Source organism: Streptomyces sp. WAC00040 (assembly GCF_056835925.1).
The window spans coordinates 3,753,933-3,770,968 of record NZ_JAKQZE010000001.1 but is presented as its reverse complement, the minus strand read 5'-3'; the positions used below and the strand labels follow the sequence as shown (position 1 = coordinate 3,770,968).

Genomic DNA, 17,036 nt, shown 5'->3' with positions numbered 1-17,036 from the left:
TGCGTCAGGCGGCTTCTCGTTCGATGGGGCAGCTCATGCACCGAGGGCCGCCACGGCCCCGGCCGAGCTCACTGCCGCGCACGGTGATGACCTCGATCCCGCTCTTGCGCAGGTGGGTGTTGGTGGTGACGTTGCGCTCGTAGGCGACGACGACCCCTGGCTCGACGGCGAGCACGTTGCAGCCGTCGTCCCATTGCTCCCGCTCTGCGGAGCGCACGTCCTGACTCGGTGTGAGCACGTTGATGGACGTCAGGCCCAGGGCGTCGGCGATGGCCTGGTCCATGTACTCGGGTGCGTGGTCCGTGATCTTCAGTCCCTGCCCGCCCGTGCCGGGTTCGATCGTGGACGCCGGCAGCATGCCCAGGCCGGCATAACGGGTGAAGGTGTCACCGCTGACCATCGTCATCACGGTGTCCAGGTGCATGAAGCTGCGGCGCTTGGGCATGTTGATCGCCACCACCCGCCGGGCGGAGCCCGCGGCGAACATTCGCAGAGCCAGGTTCTCCACCGCCTGCGGGGTGGTGCGTTCGCTCATGCCGATGAGTACGGCGCCGTTGCCGATGACCATGACATCGCCGCCCTCGATCGTGGCGGGGTAGGCTCCTTCGCCGTTGGTCCACCGTTGGAACTCGCCCTTGTCGAAGAGGGGGTGGTGGCGGTAGATGGCCTCGAAGTGGACCGTCTCGCGGCGGCGGGCGCGCTTGCTCATCGGGTTGATGCTCACCCCGTCGTACACCCAGCACGATGTGTCGCGCGTGAACAGGTGGTTGGGCAGCGGTGCGAGGAGGAAGTCGTCGGGCGCCATGGCATGGAGCCGGACACCCGGTGTGGTCCCTACGCGCTCGACCAGTTCACCCTTGGTGACACCACCGATGAGGCAGGCGGTCAGCGCGGCCGGCTCAAGTGAGTCGAAACAGGCCCGGAACCGGTCGGTGGCCAAGGCCCCGAACTCCCGCTCGTCGAAGACCCGATCCATGATCAGCTGCCGGGCGGCGGGCAGTGCCAGCGTCTCGGTCAGCAGGTCGGCGAAGAGGTGGACGCGCACGCCGCGGTCGCGGAGCGTGTCGGCGAAGGCGTCGTGCTCCTCGCGGGCGCGCTTGACCCACAGCACGTCGTCGAAGAGGAGAGCGTCCTTGTTGGTGGGAGTGAGGCGTTTCAGCTCGAGGTCAGGCCGGTGCAGGATGACCTGCTTCAGCCGTCCCGTCTCGGAGTCGACGTGAAAGGACATGGGACCCCCGTGAAGTCGGTTTCGAAGTGCCGCGGAAGCAGGGCGCATGACGTGCTCCCCGGCGTCTGCGCGAGGCCCGGGGAGCACTTGAACCCTGTCACTCGCGGCCGACCGACCCGGACGGCAGAAGTCCCTGGTGGCAGGCCGTGCGGTACCCGGCGGTGAGGGCCCGTTCCGCCGAGGTCGCAGGGCCTTTCGGCTCTGGGTGCCGGACGGAAGGACAGGCTCACGGGATGCGTGGTCCGTGTATCGGCGCCGCCGGCCGCGCAGTGCCCCTGGCGACCTGCTCCACTGCGAGCCTCTTCGCGCAACCACGGCCACCGACCCGCAGTGGTGCAGCCGGCGCACGTGACGCAACCTGGGCCGGCGCCGACCCACGACAGGCGGGCGCGATGGCCCACAACGGCCAACTCCGCTTCCGGGGAGGCTTCATCCACACCATGCGACGGTTGACCGGGACGAGAGAAGGGCCGCTTCAGCGCCGCTTGACGGACAGGCAGTCATGCCGGAGGCCAACCTGAGCATGTGTCGAGCAAGCGGCACGGCGAAGGTGGCCCGTCCGCCCGATAGGAGTTGACGGCGGGCGGGACGCTTCAGGCTGAAGCCGGGGCCGGTCGGCTGCAGGAGGGCCGGCGTCAACTTTGCGCCTGCGCGTGGCACCTGGCCATTAGAAAGACGCGGAGACCGGCGAAACCAGAGCCGCGATCGCCGACCCATGTCCTCCCGGTCCGAGAGGGCGCGTCGCTGCCAGGCAGACACCCTGCGCCGACCGCTCCAAGGACCACGGCTGCCGCGCCGGCCCCTGCGGGACACGCACCACCGACCGCCACCGACACCATCAGCGGTATGTCCATGGCCACCCCGCACGTGGCGGGAGCCGCGGCCCTCTACCTCGCCGCCCACCCCTCCGCCACGCCCGCGCAGGTCCGGGACGCGATGGTCGCCGCCACGACGAGCGGCGTCGTGAAGGGCGCGGGGAACGGTTCGCCGAACAGGCTGCTCTACTCCTTGTTCCGACCTTCTCGCGCCGGTGATCGTCCCGCGCCCGCGCGCCGGGACGCCCACCGCCCGAAGCCGCTGGTCTGCCAGGTGGTGCCGTCGGGCTCCGTCGCGTAACTCTCCGTGTCCGGCTGCAGTTCCAACCAGGCCCTCGCGCCGGCGCCACGGGCGTACGCGGCGGTGGCCAAGGCATCCGCGTCGGTGAGTGAGGGGCATACGACGGTCAGGGCCGCGAGTGCGGGGGCCGGTGGTGCTCCGGTGTGCGGGTCGAGGATGTGGCAGCCCCGCTCGGCGGGACCGGACGTGGCGATCGCGGCACAAGGCACCTCCGCACCGACCTCGACGACCGTGGCGAGCGTGCCGGGGGCGAGCGGGTCGGCGATGCCGATGCGCCAGGGGCCGCCCAGGAGCTGGATGTCGCCGCCGCCGTTCACGCACACGGCCGCGTCCGGCGCCGCCTCGGCCAGCAGGTGGGCCGCGCACTCCGTGGCCCAGCCCTTCACGAGCCCGGTCGGATCCCAGGCCACCGGGTGACCCGCACGTCTGCCGTAGCCGGCCGTGAACCAGCCCTCCGTACGCCGCTCCGCCTCCTCGCACAGCAGCCTGACCTCCTGGACCACCGGTTCGCAGTTCTCCGGGGTGAGCTCGCCGCGGGCCAGACGGCTGACGTCGCTGTCCGCCCGGTACGTGGAAAAGACCGCGTCCATGCGGTGAAGGAAAGCGACAGCCCGGCCGAGCGCCTCGTGCGTGCTGGAGTCGTCCGCGCAGCCGCGTACGTCGAAGGAAAACACCGTGCCCATGACGTGCTCCACGTGCCGCACGCGGCCTTCGGCGCCCGAGTCAGACACCGGCCTTGTCCAGGGCGCTCTGGAGGGACTGGCGGTAGCCGGTGCTGGTGTAGGTGGCTCCGGACACCGAGTCGATGTCCGCGCTCTGTGCGGCGAGGGTCCGCTGGTTCAGCGTGGGAATGGCCGTGGACGAGATCTCCCGGCTCCGCGGCGTGGAGGAGGGCGACTGGACGGCGGTCGCCCCGGTGATCGTGTCGCCGTTGAGGGTGATCTTCACCTGGACCGGCCCGTACTGCGTACTGGTCGTGGCGCCGGTGACGGAGCGGGTGGTGGAGCCGCCGGAGCCGCCGCCCGAGGTGGCGGCGGTCGTCTTCGGCGCGGACGGGGCGCTGCTCGTCCGCGCCGGGGCGACGGAGGGGGCACGCGAGGCGGGGGCGCTGGAGGACGCAGACGCGCTGCCGGATGCTGAGGGGGCGGCCGTGCCGCTCGCGGAGGGCGAGGCCGAAGCGGTCGTTGACACCACAGCCGCGGTGGAGCTCACGGCCGGGTCGGCGGAGGCCGCCGGGACGCCGGAGGCGCCGGGGTCCGCGGCCCGGGCGAGCGCCGGGTCAGTGCTCGGCTTGAGCGCGAGCAGCAGCACGATGGCGGAGACGGTGCCCGCCCCCGCGAGCATGGCCCGGCGGATCGGGTGTTTCTTCCTCACAACACACACAGCGCCGAGGAGCCACCCGACGTCACACCGATGCCGCCCCCGACACCGTAGCCCCGTCCGTCAGAAGGCGAAGGACTCGTGGTGGATCCGGCGGTCCGGCACGCCGGCCTCCCTGAGAGCGATGTACGACTCCTCCGCCAACCCCTGCGGGCCGCACACGTACACGTCGTGCCGCGCTATGTCGGGCAGGATCCTACGGAGCATCGTCGCGCTGATCGCCGGTCGTTTTCCGTCCGGCCCGTTGACCGCGTACAGCAGCTGCGCCCCGCGTTCGTCCGCGATCGCCTCCAGCTCCTCGCGCAGCGCCAGGTCGTCGGCGGTCCGGGCCCGGTACAACAGCGTCAGGTCTCGGCCCGCGCCCGGCAGCGTCTCGAACAGGGGCCGCAGCGGAGTGATGCCCGCGCCGCCGGCGATCAGCAGCACCTTGCCCCGACTGCGGCGGGCCGCGGTCATCGACCCGTACGGGCCCTCCGCCCACACCCGCGTCCCCGGCCTCAGCCCGACGAGCGCCGAGCTGTGGCCGCCGACCGCCTTGACCGTGATCCGCAGCAGGTCGGGCCTCGGCGGCGCGGAGAGCGAGTACGGGTTCGCCGTCCACCGCAGCCCCTTCGCCAGGAAGCGCCACCGGAAGAACTGGCCCGCCTCCGCGCCCAGCCGGTGCAGCCGCCGTCCGCGGATATAGACGGAGACGACTCCCGGCGCCTCGGGAACCACCTCCTCGACCCTCATCCGGTGGACGAGGTTGAGGCGGATCGGCGTCAGCAAGCGGTACCACAGCAGCAGCGCGGCGACCGCACCGTACAGCACGTACCAGACCGTGCGGGCGGCCGGACTGCCGATGAACTCGGCACCGGTGGCCAGCTGGTGCCAGAACGCGAGGAACACCGCGAGGTAGGTCAGCAGATGCAGGTAGTACCAGACCTCGTAGCGCATCCTGCGCCGTACCGCCCCCACCGACACGAGACCGACCAGGAGCAACAGCGCGGTCCCGACGGCCGCCTTGCCCATCTCGGGGTACTCGGTCACCAGGGCCACCGTCTGCGGCACGACACCGATCCGCCCCTGGAGCGCGTACCCGTACACCGTCAGGGCCACATGAGCGAGCGCGAGGGAGAGCGCGTACCGACCGCTCGTCGCGTGCCAGCGCGACACCCGGTCCGAGCCCACCCGTCTCTCCAGCGCCGGTGCCCGCGCCATCTGCACCACGACCAGCGCGATCACGTACCCGGCCAGCAGACCGGTGATGCGGCCCGCGTGGATGAGCCGGTCCCCTTGCTCGGGCAGCACCGCGGGCGTGTTCCGCCACCACAGCCACACCACCGCGCAGGCCCCGCCCCAGGCGAGCGCGACCAGCGGTACCGCGGGCGAGCGCCGACGGCGGACACGGCGCTGCGTCTGCCGCCTGCCGGCTCGGCCGTATCGGATCGTGGCCACGAACGAGAACCTCCGGTTGTTGGGTGCCGGCACCCTACCGGGCCGTCCGCTGCATCGGGGCAGCAGTCCCGGCCCTGTCGATCCATGACGTTCGTCGTCGGTGAGCACCATGTCTGCGGCCACTTTGGCGCAGCGCCTCTGCGATCGCGCCGACCTCGGTCGCTCCTCGGCGACCAAGGGCTGACCGGATTCCCGTACGACGGCTGCTGCCTTTACGACGTCCTCGTTCCTCTTTCGCTGCGACGCGCGTCAGTCGTGGGCGATGACGGCGACGGGTGCGGTGGAGTGGTGGAGCAGGGCGTGGGTGACGGCGCCGATGTGCGTGCCGAAGGGGTTGCGGCGTACGCGCCGGCCCACGACGACGAGGGAGGCGTCTCGGGAGGCGTCGATCAGGAGGGCGGCGGCGCTGCCCGGGCGGGACGCCTCGACCACCTCGACGTCCGGGTACTTCTGCCGCCAGGGACGCAGGGTCTCGGCGAGTGCGTCGGCCCTCTGCCGGGAGAACTCCTCGTGGGGCTCGAAACCCGACCCAACGGTGTAGACGGCATAGGGCCACGTGTCCCAGGCCCGGACCGCGTACAAGGCGGTCTCCCGGCGCTGCGCCTCCTCGAAAGCGAAGGCGATGACGGCGTCGTCGGGGTGGTCGAGGCCGAGGACGACGGGCCGGAACGCGGTGGCGGCCGACGGAACGCCGGCAGGGTCCGTGACGTGCTCGTCGGCGGCCCGCTCCCCGGCACGCACCAGTACCACCGGCGCGTCCGTCTTGGCGATCACGGCCTGTCCGACGGAACCCACCAGGAAACCGCCGAGCCCGCTCAGCGCACGGGACCCGAGGACCAGCAGCTCCGCGTCACGTGCGGCTTCCACGAGGACCTCGGCAGGCGTCCCGGTACGCTGCTCGGTGCTCACCTCGACCCCCGGGTGGCGCAGCCTCAGCCCCTCGGCGGTCTCGCGAGGGATGCGCTCGGTCCAGTGTTGGTGGGTCTCGGCTCCCAGGAGCGGGGCCTGAGCCATCGGCTCCGGCGCCGGCATCCACACCTGGACCAGCCGAACCGGCAGTTCACGCAGTGCGGCTTCACGCGCCGCCCACTCCGCGGCGGCCCGGCTCTCGGCAGATCCGTCGAGTCCTACGGTGATCGTGCGGGCCATGTCTCCTCCTGTGTCGGATGATCTGGCTCCAGCATCGCGTTCGGCAGGTTCTCGCCACAGGGGCCACCGGTCCCTTGCTGGGGCCGACCGGCCCCAGCAAGGGACCGGTGGTGTTCGGCGCAGCCATCCGCTGCCGCGGACGACCGGAAGCCGGGCCCACAGCCGTCCCGGACGGAGGGTGGTGCCCGGCGGCGACGAGCGGTCGCGGCACGGCGATGGGGGCGGCGGCCTTACCTCGGGGGACAGTCGTGAGGTACGACCGCCACGGGAGCTGTGGCGTGATGCAGAACGGCGTGGGTGACCGGACCGAGCCGCCGCAGGCCCGCCTCATGGCTGCGCCGCCCGACGACGAGGAGGCCGGCACGGGCGCTGTTGGACAGCAGGACCTCGGATGCCGAGCCGATCTCGAAGTGCTCAATGACCTCCAACTGCGGGTACTTGTCGCGCCACGGCTTGAGCGTGTCGGCCAGGACCTTCCTGTTGATCTGCTCCAGACCGTTCGCCTCGTCGACCAGATACAGCGAACCCGGACTCCAGGCGAGGGCCGTCGGGACGCTCCAGGCATGTATGGCACGCAGGGTTGCTCCGCGTTCGGCCGCGGCCGAGAAGGCGAACTCCAGGACCGGATCACCGATCTCTCCAGGTTCCACGCCCACCAGCACTTCCGGGGCCTGCTGGGGCGAGCCGGAATTCGGCCTCCCCACCATGACGACCGGCCCGGCTGCCTGGCGCAGCACCTTCAGCGATACGGAACCGATCAGGTATCCGGTCAGGGTGCCGTATCCGCGTGACCCCAGCACCAGCATGTCGGCGCGTGCGGCTTCGGCGAGGAGCATGGGCACCGGGTCGTCGACGAGAAGCTCGGTGGTGACGTCCAAGGCCGGATGCTGCCTGGCCACGCGGGACCGGGCGTCGTCGAGCATGTTGCGCACCCAGCGCTCCTCAGCCGCCCGGTCTCCGACGTACACCACGTCGGAGGGGCGCCAGACCCAGGCGTGAACCAGTCGCAGGGCCGATCCCCGGCGCTCCGCCTCCTCCGCCGCCCAGTCCGCCGCCGCCGAGGCGTGGTCGGTCCCGTCCAGTCCTACGGTGATGGTGCCGGACATGTTGCCTCCCCGATGCTGCCGCTGAGAGCGAACTCCAGCGGACGTGACGACGTGAGCTTCACACGGGGCCGGCATCCGGCACTGGTGCCGATCGTCCCTGGTGCGGGCCGCTGGTCCCGGCTCGCGTGCCCTGACCGGACCGGGAGGACAACCGGGACCACGGTCCTGCGTCCTGCGTGCGAGAGGGGCTGGGCGGTCGTGGACTGTTGAACCAGAGGGTGCCTGCCGCTGGGCAGCGGCAACACTTCTCCGGCTCTCTCAGGAGTGTCATGCTGTGTGCCGAGTCGGCCTCGCTGATGCGGGCCGAACTGCCTCAAGAAGTCACCCTCCGCGGCGCAGCCGCCGAACGCAGCCGCGTGGACGAGATCCAAGCGGCACGCCGGAAGCGCATCCGCCGGGAAGCCGCCATGGAAGCCCGCATCCGGTATGCCGAGGCGTGGCGCGTCAGGCATCTCGAAGGGCAGGAAGCGGCATGGCGCCACGCCACCCGACTGACCGAATGCATGAGCGCTGTACACGCGCGAGTCGACGCCATGGCGCCAGGCCCGAACCGAGGGCGAAGCATGGATCAGCCGGGCAGCGGCCACCGTAGAGGGCCTCGACCCCTGATCACACCGCCCCCGCTGACCGACATGCCCGAGACACGCGCCGACGACCTGAAGCCCTTGCTCGGGCACTGGAGCCCCTACGGCACCACCTACTGACGCCCGCTCCACCAAACGTCCGGCCCGCCGAAATACGGCGGCAGCGCGCCTGCCACCGCAATCAGCAGTGCCGGGAAACCAACCGATCTTTCTCCAAGTTCGGCAGAAACCAGCCCTCGGGAGCGCGCCTCCCAGCCAACGTGTCCTGCACGATCAGTCAGGTGAGGTCCCGTCAGAACGAGCGTCATTTCAGCGTCAGGACATCGCACCGTAACGCCCGCACCGCACATGATGCGCACAGACGAAATCGCAGGTCAGGAGCCCTTTGCGGCCGGTTCAAGGATCGCGACGCACTCGACATGGTGGGTCATCGGAAAGGGGACGGCCTGTTCGGGTCGCGGAAAATGCCTGTTCAGAGCCGGTTTCACTGCTCGCCGCGCAGAGCGCGGGGGCCCAGAGCGTCAAACGAGCGTCACAGCCGACAGCGCGTCCCGCCCTGCTCAAGGCCCACAGAGCTGCGCAACACCCCGAGCCTCAATATGTCCGGCCCGCGCACACCAGACACCTCCTCGCTCATCGTGACCCGCGCCACGTGTCCCGCCGCCGCAGTGGGCTCATGCCCTCCAGTTCACAGCAGCCCGCACCGCGCCGAGAAACCCTCCAGGTGTATTGCCCTGCAGCGTTGTGACGCGGCGGACATGACGTCCTGGGTGTTGCCGGGCCGCATTTGGGGTGCGGGCGGGCACCGCCGACCGTGTCCATCTCACCTCTTGCGGCGGGCCCGACGGGCGGCGATGACGCCGAGGTCGGCGCGCATGTGGGGCGGGACGACGAACTTGGGGCGGTTGAAGAGGATCACGCTCAGCTCACACAGCAGGCAGAGCAGGATGACCACCACCGCGGCCGCGATGACGTATGCGCCGGCGGTGGAGACCTCGGCCTCGGTCAGCGTGAGCCCGCCGACAAAGAGGACCGCCGCACTCCACAGCGTGACGACGGTGAGCAGGACGGACCGCACCTCGCCCCTGCGTACGTCCTTGCCGAAGGGGAGGAAGGCGAAGGCGGTCGCGAAGTCGTCGATCACCTCGGGGTGTCTCCACAGCCGTATGGCCTTCCATGTCATGAAGACGAGAGCGATGCCGAGGAACGCGGCGATGACGTAGTACACGCTTCTTCCTTCCGGAGCGGGGTCCCGGCACGGGGCCGGGGAGAGGGCGCCGGGCCGGCTACGAGCGTACGTCGCGCCGCGCAGCCGACCCGGCGGTTACTTCGGTGACTGATCAGCCGAAGAGCTTCTTCCAGCCCTTCGATATGGCGTTGTTCACCGGACCCGTCGCGAGAATGCCTCCGACCGCTCCGGCGGCGCCGCCGATGGCCGCGCCGACCACGGTGCCGACACCTGGTGCGATGGCGGTACCGATGGCGGCGCCGAGTGTGGCACCGGCTTTGGTGGCGCCGATCACGACGGCCGTGTCGACGGCGGTCTCGGTGGCCGCCAACGCGACGTTGCCGTCCGTGTTCTCGAGGTTCGACCAGTAGGTGAACGCGACGCCGGTCACCAGATTGGCCTTGCCCAGCTTCTGCACCGCCGGGTTGCGCCCGATCTCCACCAGACGCTTCATTCCCTGATTCGTCTGGAGCGTGCGGAGCGTCTTGGCCGCGTTGCTCCGCGTCTTGGGATTCGAGTGGCTGCGCATGTCCCTGGCGGACTTCCGGACGATCTCGTTCGACTGGTTGAAGCCCTCGTGGAGGTACGACCCCGAGGTGACGAATCCGTTACCGGCGTTGCACAGGTAGTTACGGATGTCCATGATTCCGCAGTCGGCGGAGAACGAGAGGATCGGCGCGGGATCGGGCCCCATCAGGAGCGGCTGCGTCACCGGCCCGAGCACGGGCGGACAGGCCAGCAGGGGCGGTGTGCCGCAGGAGGGAGCAGGAGCGGGGGGCCCGTACACGGTGCCGCCCGTGGCGGTGCCGCCGGTGGATCCGCCGCCACCGCCGCCGTTGCCCTTCCCGCTGTCTCCCTTCCCCTTGTCGCCGCTGGGAACGGGGATGCCGCCCCGGCAGGTGATGCCGTACTTCTGCGGCTCGTCGCACTCGGGGACCTTCTCGCCGGTCGGGTCGGCGAAGGTGGTCGGGTTGTTGTTGGCGTACGCGTATCCGTTCAGGGACTGCGCCTGGTCGGTGCTGAGCCTGGGGTCCGCGCTGATGAACTGCCCGATTCCGGGGTCGTACTCACGCGCGTCGACATGCGTCAGACCCGTCGTCCTGTCGTTCGTCTTACCGAGGAACCCCTTGTCGTCCGGCCACGTGCCGCCCGTCGCCGCGCCGCGTTCGGCGCCGAACGGCGTCGTGCGGCGCTTCGTGAACGTCTGCGCGGCGTCCGTGGCCACCGCCAGGCTCTGCGTGCCCTGGTGGTCACCGGCGAGGTACGTGAGCTTGTTGCTGCCGGACTCGTTGCTCCGGACGGCGATCTTCAGGCTGCCGGACGAGTAGAACCGCTGCGCCCAGGTGGTGCCGTCGGCACGCAGGTGCAGTTCGGTGTTGCCGGTGTACAGGACACGCTCGCCGTTCTGGGCGGAGCGGATAAGGAGCTGGCCGTCGGCGTCGTAGACGTAGTCGGTGCTCCTGCCGCTCTCCGTGAGCCGCTCGAGCTTGCCCTCGGTGGACCAGGACAGGCTCTGCGCCGCGGACGGGCCGGGGCGCGCGGTCGTGTTGCCGGACGGGTCGTAGCCGTACGAGGTCTCCGGCGTGGTGCAGTTACCGGTCTTGCTGGTGCCGGACAGCAGGTGCGGGCGGCCCTCCTTGTAGCAGTAGGTGGTCGTGGTGTCGCCGGCCGCCTTGTGCTGAGTCTCGGCGGTGCGCTGGCCGGCCGCGTTGTACGCGAAGTCCGTCCAGTACGGGGCCGGGCCCGACAGGCCGGTCGCGCTGCGGGTGTCGGCGCAGTTCTGCGACGACGGGGTCCAGGCGCTGGTGAGACGGCGACTGCCGTCGTACCGGAAGCACTGGGTCTCGGCCGCGCTCGAACCGCCCAGGGTGGTCGGGTCGGAGATGGCCGTGACGTTCCCGGCGTCGTCGAAGGTGTAGTTGAGGTCCATCAGCATGTACGGGTGTGTCTGGTCCGTGACATGGCTGCGGATCAGGCGTCCGGTGCCCTCCTCGTACCGGTTGGTGACGTACAGCTTCTTCGCCGACTCGGTGTTCGCCGTGCCGAGCGCGTACTGCTGGACGCGGCCCGTAGCCGAGTAGTCGGCGTCCAGCAGGTAGCCGGTGGCGCCGGTGATCGAGGTGACCTGCCCGAGCTGGGTGTAGCGGTAGTCGATCACCTCGGACGGCAGGCCGCCCAGCGCGGGCTCCGCGTTGTTGCCCAGCGTGCCGTCGAGACGGTAGTGGCTGGTGAACTCGACGGTGGCCGGGGCACCGGCCGCCACCAGCGGATCGGTGGCCGGCAGGGTGAGTTTCGTGGCCGTCGCTCGGGCGAGGCTGTCGTACCCGGTGATCGTCTTGGTGTACGCCTTCCCGGCGCGGCCGCCCACGTAGCGGGTGTTGCCGCCGGGCAGGCCCTTGAGCACCGTGTCGTAGGTGCGTTCCGTCAGCAGGTGGGCGTCGTCCTGGACGCCGTCCCAGGTGGCGGTGGGCCGGCCGAGCTCGTCGTACGCGGTGAGTACGCTGGTCCTGGTGATGTCCCGAGCAGCTTCGACCAGCGCTCGACAGCCGGCCGACCGTCATGACGCCGCGCGGGCATGAGCGTCGAACGAGCGTCAAGACGTTCCCCGACTGCCTTCGGGGAGCCGGAGGCAGGCACTTCCTCACCCCATCCCTGCTCCGCAAAGCCGCAGGTGAGACACATGCGCGAGCCTGCGAAACACTCCACATGGTGGGCTCACGGAAACATGTCGGACGACCCGCCAACACCCTGGGACATCAGGAAAGCAGCAGGTCAGATGCCCTTTGGTACGGGCTCAAGGATCGCCACGCACTCCACGTGGTGGGTCATCGGAAACAGGTCGAACGCCCGCAGCGTCCTCGGCTTGTAGCCGCCCTCGCGGAAGTACGCCAGGTCGCGCGCCAGCGCCGCCGGGTCACAGGCCACGTAGGCGATGCGGCGGGCGCCCAGCGAGGCCAGGTGCTTCACGGTCTGCTTGCCCGCGCCCGCGCGCGGCGGGTCCAGGACGATGATGTCCACGTCCGTGATGCCCGTGCGCGGGAGGACCGACTCGACCTTGCCCTGTTCGATGCGGACCCGCTCGAAGTGCTCGAGGTTGTGGCGGGCGTCCTCGACCGAGCGCTTGCCGGACTCGATGCCGAGGACCGCGCCCTGGTCCCCCACCCGGTCGGCGAGGGCGCCCGCGAAGAGGCCGACGCCGCAGTAGAGGTCCAGTGCCATGTCGCCCTTGCGCGGCAGCAGGCCCTGCATCACGGCCTTGACCAGCATGTCCGCCGCCTGCGGATGGACCTGCCAGAAGCCGCCCATGCCGACGCGGTACGTGCGGTCGTCAGCGCGCTCGCGGACGAAGGCGCGGCCGTGGACACGGTGCACTCCCCCGTCGCGTTCCTCGACGCGGAGCACCGAGACGGGCTTGTCGAGTTCGACGAGGGGCAGCCGGCCGCCGGGGCGCGGGGTGAGAACGACCTGGCGGTCGTGGGAGCCGGTGGCCGCGATCGCCTCGACGGAGGCGATCTGCGGCCACTCGCGCTTCTCGATGCCGAGTTCGCTGACGCCCGGCGCCGCGATCATGCAGTGGTCGATGGGCTGGACGTCGTGCGAGCGGTGCTTGCGCAGTCCGGCCCGGCCGTCCTCGTCGATCGCGTACTGGACGCGGGTACGCCAGGCCGGCACCTCGCCCGCCGGAAGCTTGTCCCCGGGGGCGGGCATGACGGTGCCGTCCCAGCCGGCCTCTTCCGGGGTCAGGCCCGCGAGGCGCTGGAGCTGCTCGGCGATCACCTCGCCCTTGAAACGGCGCTGGGCTCCCGGCTTGGCGTGCTGCCAGTCGCAGCCGCCGCACATCCCCGGCCCGGCGTACGGACAGGGCGCCTCGACCCGGTCCTTGGAGGGTTCGAGCACGCGTACCGCGTCGGCACGCAGGAAACGGGAGGTCTCCTCGCCGTCGGTGACGCGGGCGACGACCCTCTCGCCGGGAAGCGTGTGCCGGACGAAGAGCACACGCCCTTCCTCGGTGCGGGCGATGCAGTGGCCGCCGTGCGCGACCGGGCCTACCTCGACCTCGTACTCCCGCCCGACCAGCGACGTCTCGGGTGCGTTCTGCATGGTGGGGTGACTCCAGAGATCAAAGGGGTGCGGCACTGTACGGCGAAAGGACAACGACCGACCAGTCTACGTCCGCCGCGGAGTGCCTCACGCCTTGCCGCTCGGCTCCTTCGGCCGGCGGTCCACCGGCCCCCGCCGCACGGAGCCCGGGGCGTTCCAGTCCTGGCGCTTCCTGGCCCGCTGCTTCGCCGCCTCGGACGACGCCAGCTGGTACGGCACCGACGTCACCATCACGCCGGGCGTGAACAGCAGCCGGCCCTTGAGCCGCAGCGCGCTCTGGTTGTGCAGCACGTGCTCGTACCAGTGGCCGACCACGTACTCCGGGATGACCACGCTGACCACGTCACGCGGGCTCTCGCGGCGCAGGCCCTTCACGTACTCGATGACGGGCCGGGTGATCTCGCGGTACGGAGAGTCGAGGACCTTCAGGGGCACGTTGATCCCGCGCCGCTCCCACTCGGCCTGGAGCGCCTTGGTCTCCGGGGGGTCGACGCTGATGCTGACCGCCTCGAGCCGGTCGAAGCGCATGGCCTTGGCGTAGGCGATGGCGCGCAGGGTGGGCCGGTGCACCTTGGAGACGAGGACGATCGCGTGGACCCGGGACGGGCGCACGCTGTCGTCGCCCGGCTCCTCCGGTGCGGCGATCTCCTCGGCGACGCGGTCGTAGTGCTTTCGGATCGCGCTCATCGTGCCGTAGAAGATGACCATGCCGAGCAGGGCCACCCAGGCGCCGTGGGTGAACTTGGTGGCGAGCACGACGACGAGCACGAGGCCGGTGAAGAAGGCGCCGAAGGTGTTGATCGCCCGGGAGCGGATCATGTGGCGGCGCTTGGCCCTGTCCCGTTCCGTCTTCAGGTGCCGGTTCCAGTGCCGGACCATGCCGGTCTGGCTGAGGGTGAAGGAGACGAACACGCCGACGATGTACAGCTGGATCAGCTTGGTGGAGTCGGCTTCGTACAGCCAGACCAGCAGGATCGCGGCACCCGCCAGCAGCACGATGCCGTTGGAGAAGGCGAGGCGGTCGCCACGGGTGTGCAGCTGCCGCGGCAGGTAGCGGTCCTGCGCGAGGATCGAGCCGAGCAGCGGGAAACCGTTGTACGCGGTGTTCGCGGCCAGGAAGAGCACCAACGCGGTGGCGGCGGCCAGCAGGATGAAGAAGAAGGTCCCCTCGCCGAAGACGGCGGCCGCGACCTGGGAGATCACCGGGTGCTGGACGTAGTCCGGGCCGACCGGGACGCCGTTCGCGATCAGGTCCTTCGCCGGGAACTCCGCCATCTTGACGTCGGTGGCCATGGCCAGGCCGATGATGCCGCAGAACATGGTGACGGCCAGGGCGCCCATCATCAGCAGCGTCGTCGCGGCGTTCCTGCTCTTCGGCTTGCGGAAGGCGGGGACGCCGTTGCTGATGGCCTCGACGCCGGTGAGGGCGGCACAGCCGGAGGAGAACGCGCGCAGCAGCAGGAACAGCAGCGCGAAACCGGCGAGGCCCTCGTGCTCCGGCTTGATCTCGTAGTCGGCGGTCGGTGCGCGCATGGATTCGTCGAGGACGATGCCCTTGAAGGCGCCCCAGGCGATCATGAGGAACACGCCGGCGACGAATACATATGTCGGGATCGCGAAGAGCTTGCCCGATTCCTTCACACCACGCAGGTTCATCAGTGTGAGCAGAACGATTATCCCGATGGCGCAGAGCACCTTGTGCTCGACGACGAACGGGATCGCGGAGCCCAGGTTCTCCACTCCGGAGGAGATGGAGACGGCGACGGTGAGGACGTAGTCGACGAGCAGTGCGCTGGCGACGGTGAGGCCGGCCTTCGGGCCGAGGTTGGTGTTGGCCACCTCGTAATCGCCGCCGCCGCTGGGATACGCGTGCACGTTCTGGCGGTACGACGCGACGACCGTGAACATCAGGACCACGACGGCGACCGCGATCCACGGGCTGAAGTGGTACGCCGACACACCGGCGACGGAAAGGACCAGCAGCACTTCGCCCGGCGCGTATGCCACGGAGGACAGCGGGTCGGAGGCGAAGACGGGGAGGGCGATGCGTTTCGGGAGAAGCGTCTCCCCCAGCTTTTCACTGCGCAGCGCCCGGCCGATCAGGATCCGTTTGGGAACGTCGGTCAGTTTGGACACGCTGAGGATCGTAAGCGTTCGTTATGAGCCAAGCCCAACCGGAGAGGCCCAACCTGCGGGATCTTAACGCTTCCCATTCGTCCGGCCCCCTCGGCGGACGTGCGTACCCGGTCCGGGCCGTGGTCTGAGACCCTGTAATGCCTTGTAAAGCTTGTACCGCAACTGATTGAGCCGGAAGGACGGTCGTGCACATCGTCATCATGGGATGCGGGCGAGTGGGAGCCGCTCTCGCGCAGACCCTGGAGCAGCAGGGACACACGGTCGCCGTCGTCGACCGGGACCCCACCGCCTTCCGCCGTCTGGGATCCGGGTTCGGCGGCCGCCGCGTCACCGGGGTCGGCTTCGACCAGGACACCCTGCGTGAGGCGGGTATCGAGGACGCCGGTGCGTTCGCCGCCGTCAGCAGCGGCGACAACTCCAACATCATCGCGGCGCGGGTGGCCCGGGAGATGTTCGGCATCGAGAACGTCGCCGCCCGCATCTACGACCCCCGGCGTGCCGAGGTCTACCAGCGTCTCGGCATCCCGACGGTAGCCACCGTCCGCTGGACCGCCGACCAGATGCTGCGCCGGCTGCTGCCGTCCGGTGCGGAGCCGCTGTGGAGCGATCCGAGCGGCGGGGTCCAGCTGGCCGAGGTCTACACGTCACCGGCGTGGATCGGCCACAAGGTCAGCCGGCTCCAGGAGGAGACGGGGGTACGGGTCGCGTTCCTGACCCGGCTGGGAGAGGCGATCCTGCCGACCTCGCAGACCGTGCTCCAAGAAGGTGATCTTGTGCACGTGATGATGCGCACGGACGAGATCGCGAAGGTCGAGGAGGCCTTCACGGAAGGTCCTGAGGAGGGCGGTCACTGATGCGTGTCGCAATCGCGGGCGCCGGTGCGGTGGGCCGTTCCATCGCGGGCGAACTTCTGGAGAACGGGCACGAGGTCCTCCTCGTCGACAAGGCGCCGACCGCGATCTCGGTGGAGCGCGTGCCGCAGGCCGAGTGGCTGCTGGCCGACGCCTGCGAGATCACGTCGCTGGACGAGGCGGCGCTGCAGCGCTGCAACGTGGTGATCGCGGCGACGGGCGACGACAAGGTCAACCTCGTCGTGTCGCTGCTCGCCAAGACCGAGTACGGGGTGCCGCGCGTGGTGGCGCGGGTCAACAACCCGAAGAACGAGTGGCTCTTCAACGAGTCCTGGGGCGTCGATGTCGCCGTCTCCACGCCGCGTCTGATGTCGGCGCTCGTGGAGGAGGCGGTGAGCGTCGGCGACCTGGTGCGTCTGCTGCGCTTCAGCCACGGCGACGCGAACCTGGTCGAGCTGACGCTGCCGCCGGAGTCGGCGCTGGCGGGGACACGCGTGGGCGACGTGGCATGGCCCGAGGACACGTCGCTCGTCACGATCATCCGCGGTTCGCGGGTGCTGACGCCGAGCCCCGAGGAGACGCTCGAGGCGGGCGACGAGCTGCTGTTCGTCGCGGCGCAGGCACGTGAGGAACAGCTGGAGGACCTGCTGTCGGTCCGCCGTGAGATCCCGCCGGCCTGATCACGCTTCCCGTGTGACGCCCCGGGGGCGCGTCCGACCT

13 protein-coding genes and 1 pseudogene are annotated in these 17,036 nt (G+C 70.1%); 4 read left to right on the top strand and 10 right to left on the bottom strand.

All coding sequences use genetic code 11. The annotated features are described in order from the left end of the window. Nucleotides 1–4: 4 nt before the first annotated feature. Nucleotides 5–1,228, bottom strand: a complete 1,224-nt coding sequence (locus MDN94_RS17365; RefSeq protein WP_482726658.1) for an arginine deiminase — start codon at nt 1,226–1,228, stop codon at nt 5–7. 822 nt (nt 1,229–2,050) lie between these two features. Between MDN94_RS17365 and MDN94_RS17360 the strand changes: the two are divergent. Then, a pseudogene (locus MDN94_RS17360) lies at nt 2,051–2,344 on the top strand (S8 family serine peptidase); the annotation flags it as partial. Here MDN94_RS17360 and MDN94_RS17355 read toward each other — a convergent pair. The 5 genes from MDN94_RS17355 to MDN94_RS17335 all read right to left on the bottom strand — a co-directional run bounded on the left by MDN94_RS17355 (nt 2,230) and on the right by MDN94_RS17335 (nt 7,416). Next, complete coding sequence (locus MDN94_RS17355; protein WP_482726657.1) at nt 2,230–3,027, bottom strand: FAD:protein FMN transferase; 798 nt, start codon at nt 3,025–3,027, stop codon at nt 2,230–2,232. The pseudogene MDN94_RS17360 and the gene MDN94_RS17355 overlap by 115 nt on opposite strands. Nucleotides 3,028–3,067: 40 nt before the next feature. Further along, a complete protein-coding gene (locus tag MDN94_RS17350; RefSeq protein ID WP_482726656.1) occupies nt 3,068–3,718 on the bottom strand; it encodes an FMN-binding protein in 651 nt (216 codons plus the stop codon). Nucleotides 3,719–3,787: 69 nt separating this feature from the next. Further along, complete coding sequence (locus MDN94_RS17345) at nt 3,788–5,161, bottom strand: ferredoxin reductase family protein (protein WP_482726655.1); 1,374 nt, start codon at nt 5,159–5,161, stop codon at nt 3,788–3,790. Nucleotides 5,162–5,410: 249 nt separating this feature from the next. After that, the gene (locus MDN94_RS17340) at nt 5,411–6,310 is read right to left on the bottom strand and encodes a universal stress protein (protein ID WP_482726654.1); all 900 of its coding nucleotides are present in this window, start codon (nt 6,308–6,310) and stop codon (nt 5,411–5,413) included. A gap of 230 nt (nt 6,311–6,540) precedes the next feature. Continuing rightward, entirely contained in the window at nt 6,541–7,416 is an 876-nt protein-coding gene (locus MDN94_RS17335; protein ID WP_482726653.1) for a universal stress protein, read from the bottom strand. 269 nt (nt 7,417–7,685) lie between these two features. Here MDN94_RS17335 and MDN94_RS17330 point away from each other — a divergent pair, with 269 nt between their 5' ends. Beyond that, nucleotides 7,686–8,120 (top strand): hypothetical protein, encoded by a 435-nt coding sequence (locus MDN94_RS17330; RefSeq protein ID WP_482726652.1) that lies wholly within the window; start codon nt 7,686–7,688, stop codon nt 8,118–8,120. A 703-nt stretch (nt 8,121–8,823) separates the two neighbouring features. Here the strand turns inward: MDN94_RS17330 and MDN94_RS17325 are convergent. From MDN94_RS17325 to MDN94_RS17310, 4 genes are all read right to left on the bottom strand, one after another. Further along, on the bottom strand, nt 8,824–9,228 hold the full coding sequence (locus tag MDN94_RS17325; protein ID WP_482726651.1) for a hypothetical protein: 405 nt from the start codon (nt 9,226–9,228) through the stop codon (nt 8,824–8,826). 112 nt (nt 9,229–9,340) lie between these two features. Next, on the bottom strand, nt 9,341–11,632 hold the full coding sequence (locus MDN94_RS17320) for an RHS repeat domain-containing protein (protein WP_482726650.1): 2,292 nt from the start codon (nt 11,630–11,632) through the stop codon (nt 9,341–9,343). 368 nt (nt 11,633–12,000) lie between these two features. Further along, nucleotides 12,001–13,329, bottom strand: coding sequence for a class I SAM-dependent RNA methyltransferase (locus tag MDN94_RS17315; RefSeq protein WP_482726649.1), 1,329 nt, complete (start codon nt 13,327–13,329; stop codon nt 12,001–12,003). Between the two features lie 87 nt (nt 13,330–13,416). Then, nucleotides 13,417–15,465: an APC family permease gene (locus MDN94_RS17310; protein ID WP_482726648.1), complete on the bottom strand. Its 2,049-nt coding sequence runs from the start codon at nt 15,463–15,465 to the stop codon at nt 13,417–13,419. 185 nt (nt 15,466–15,650) lie between these two features. Here MDN94_RS17310 and MDN94_RS17305 point away from each other — a divergent pair, with 185 nt between their 5' ends. Continuing rightward, nucleotides 15,651–16,319: a potassium channel family protein gene (locus MDN94_RS17305; protein ID WP_441266615.1), complete on the top strand. Its 669-nt coding sequence runs from the start codon at nt 15,651–15,653 to the stop codon at nt 16,317–16,319. After that, nucleotides 16,319–16,996 carry a potassium channel family protein gene (locus MDN94_RS17300; protein WP_482726647.1) on the top strand — a complete coding sequence of 226 codons (678 nt, stop codon included), beginning with the start codon at nt 16,319–16,321 and terminating at the stop codon, nt 16,994–16,996. Before MDN94_RS17305 ends, MDN94_RS17300 begins: the two co-directional genes overlap by 1 nt. The last annotated feature ends 40 nt before the right edge of the window (nt 16,997–17,036 follow it).

What these genes read in the sequence shown, in the direction of transcription:
- MDN94_RS17300 (WP_482726647.1), top strand. Translation starts at nt 16,319, where the DNA reads ATGCGTGTCGCAATCGCGGGCGCCGGTGCGGTGGGCCGTTCCATCGCG.
- MDN94_RS17340 (WP_482726654.1), bottom strand. Translation starts at nt 6,310, where the DNA reads ATGGCCCGCACGATCACCGTAGGACTCGACGGATCTGCCGAGAGCCGG.
- MDN94_RS17365 (WP_482726658.1), bottom strand. Translation starts at nt 1,228, where the DNA reads ATGTCCTTTCACGTCGACTCCGAGACGGGACGGCTGAAGCAGGTCATC.
- MDN94_RS17315 (WP_482726649.1), bottom strand. Translation starts at nt 13,329, where the DNA reads ATGCAGAACGCACCCGAGACGTCGCTGGTCGGGCGGGAGTACGAGGTC.
- MDN94_RS17355 (WP_482726657.1), bottom strand. Translation starts at nt 3,027, where the DNA reads ATGGGCACGGTGTTTTCCTTCGACGTACGCGGCTGCGCGGACGACTCC.
- MDN94_RS17335 (WP_482726653.1), bottom strand. Translation starts at nt 7,416, where the DNA reads ATGTCCGGCACCATCACCGTAGGACTGGACGGGACCGACCACGCCTCG.
- MDN94_RS17330 (WP_482726652.1), top strand. Translation starts at nt 7,686, where the DNA reads ATGCTGTGTGCCGAGTCGGCCTCGCTGATGCGGGCCGAACTGCCTCAA.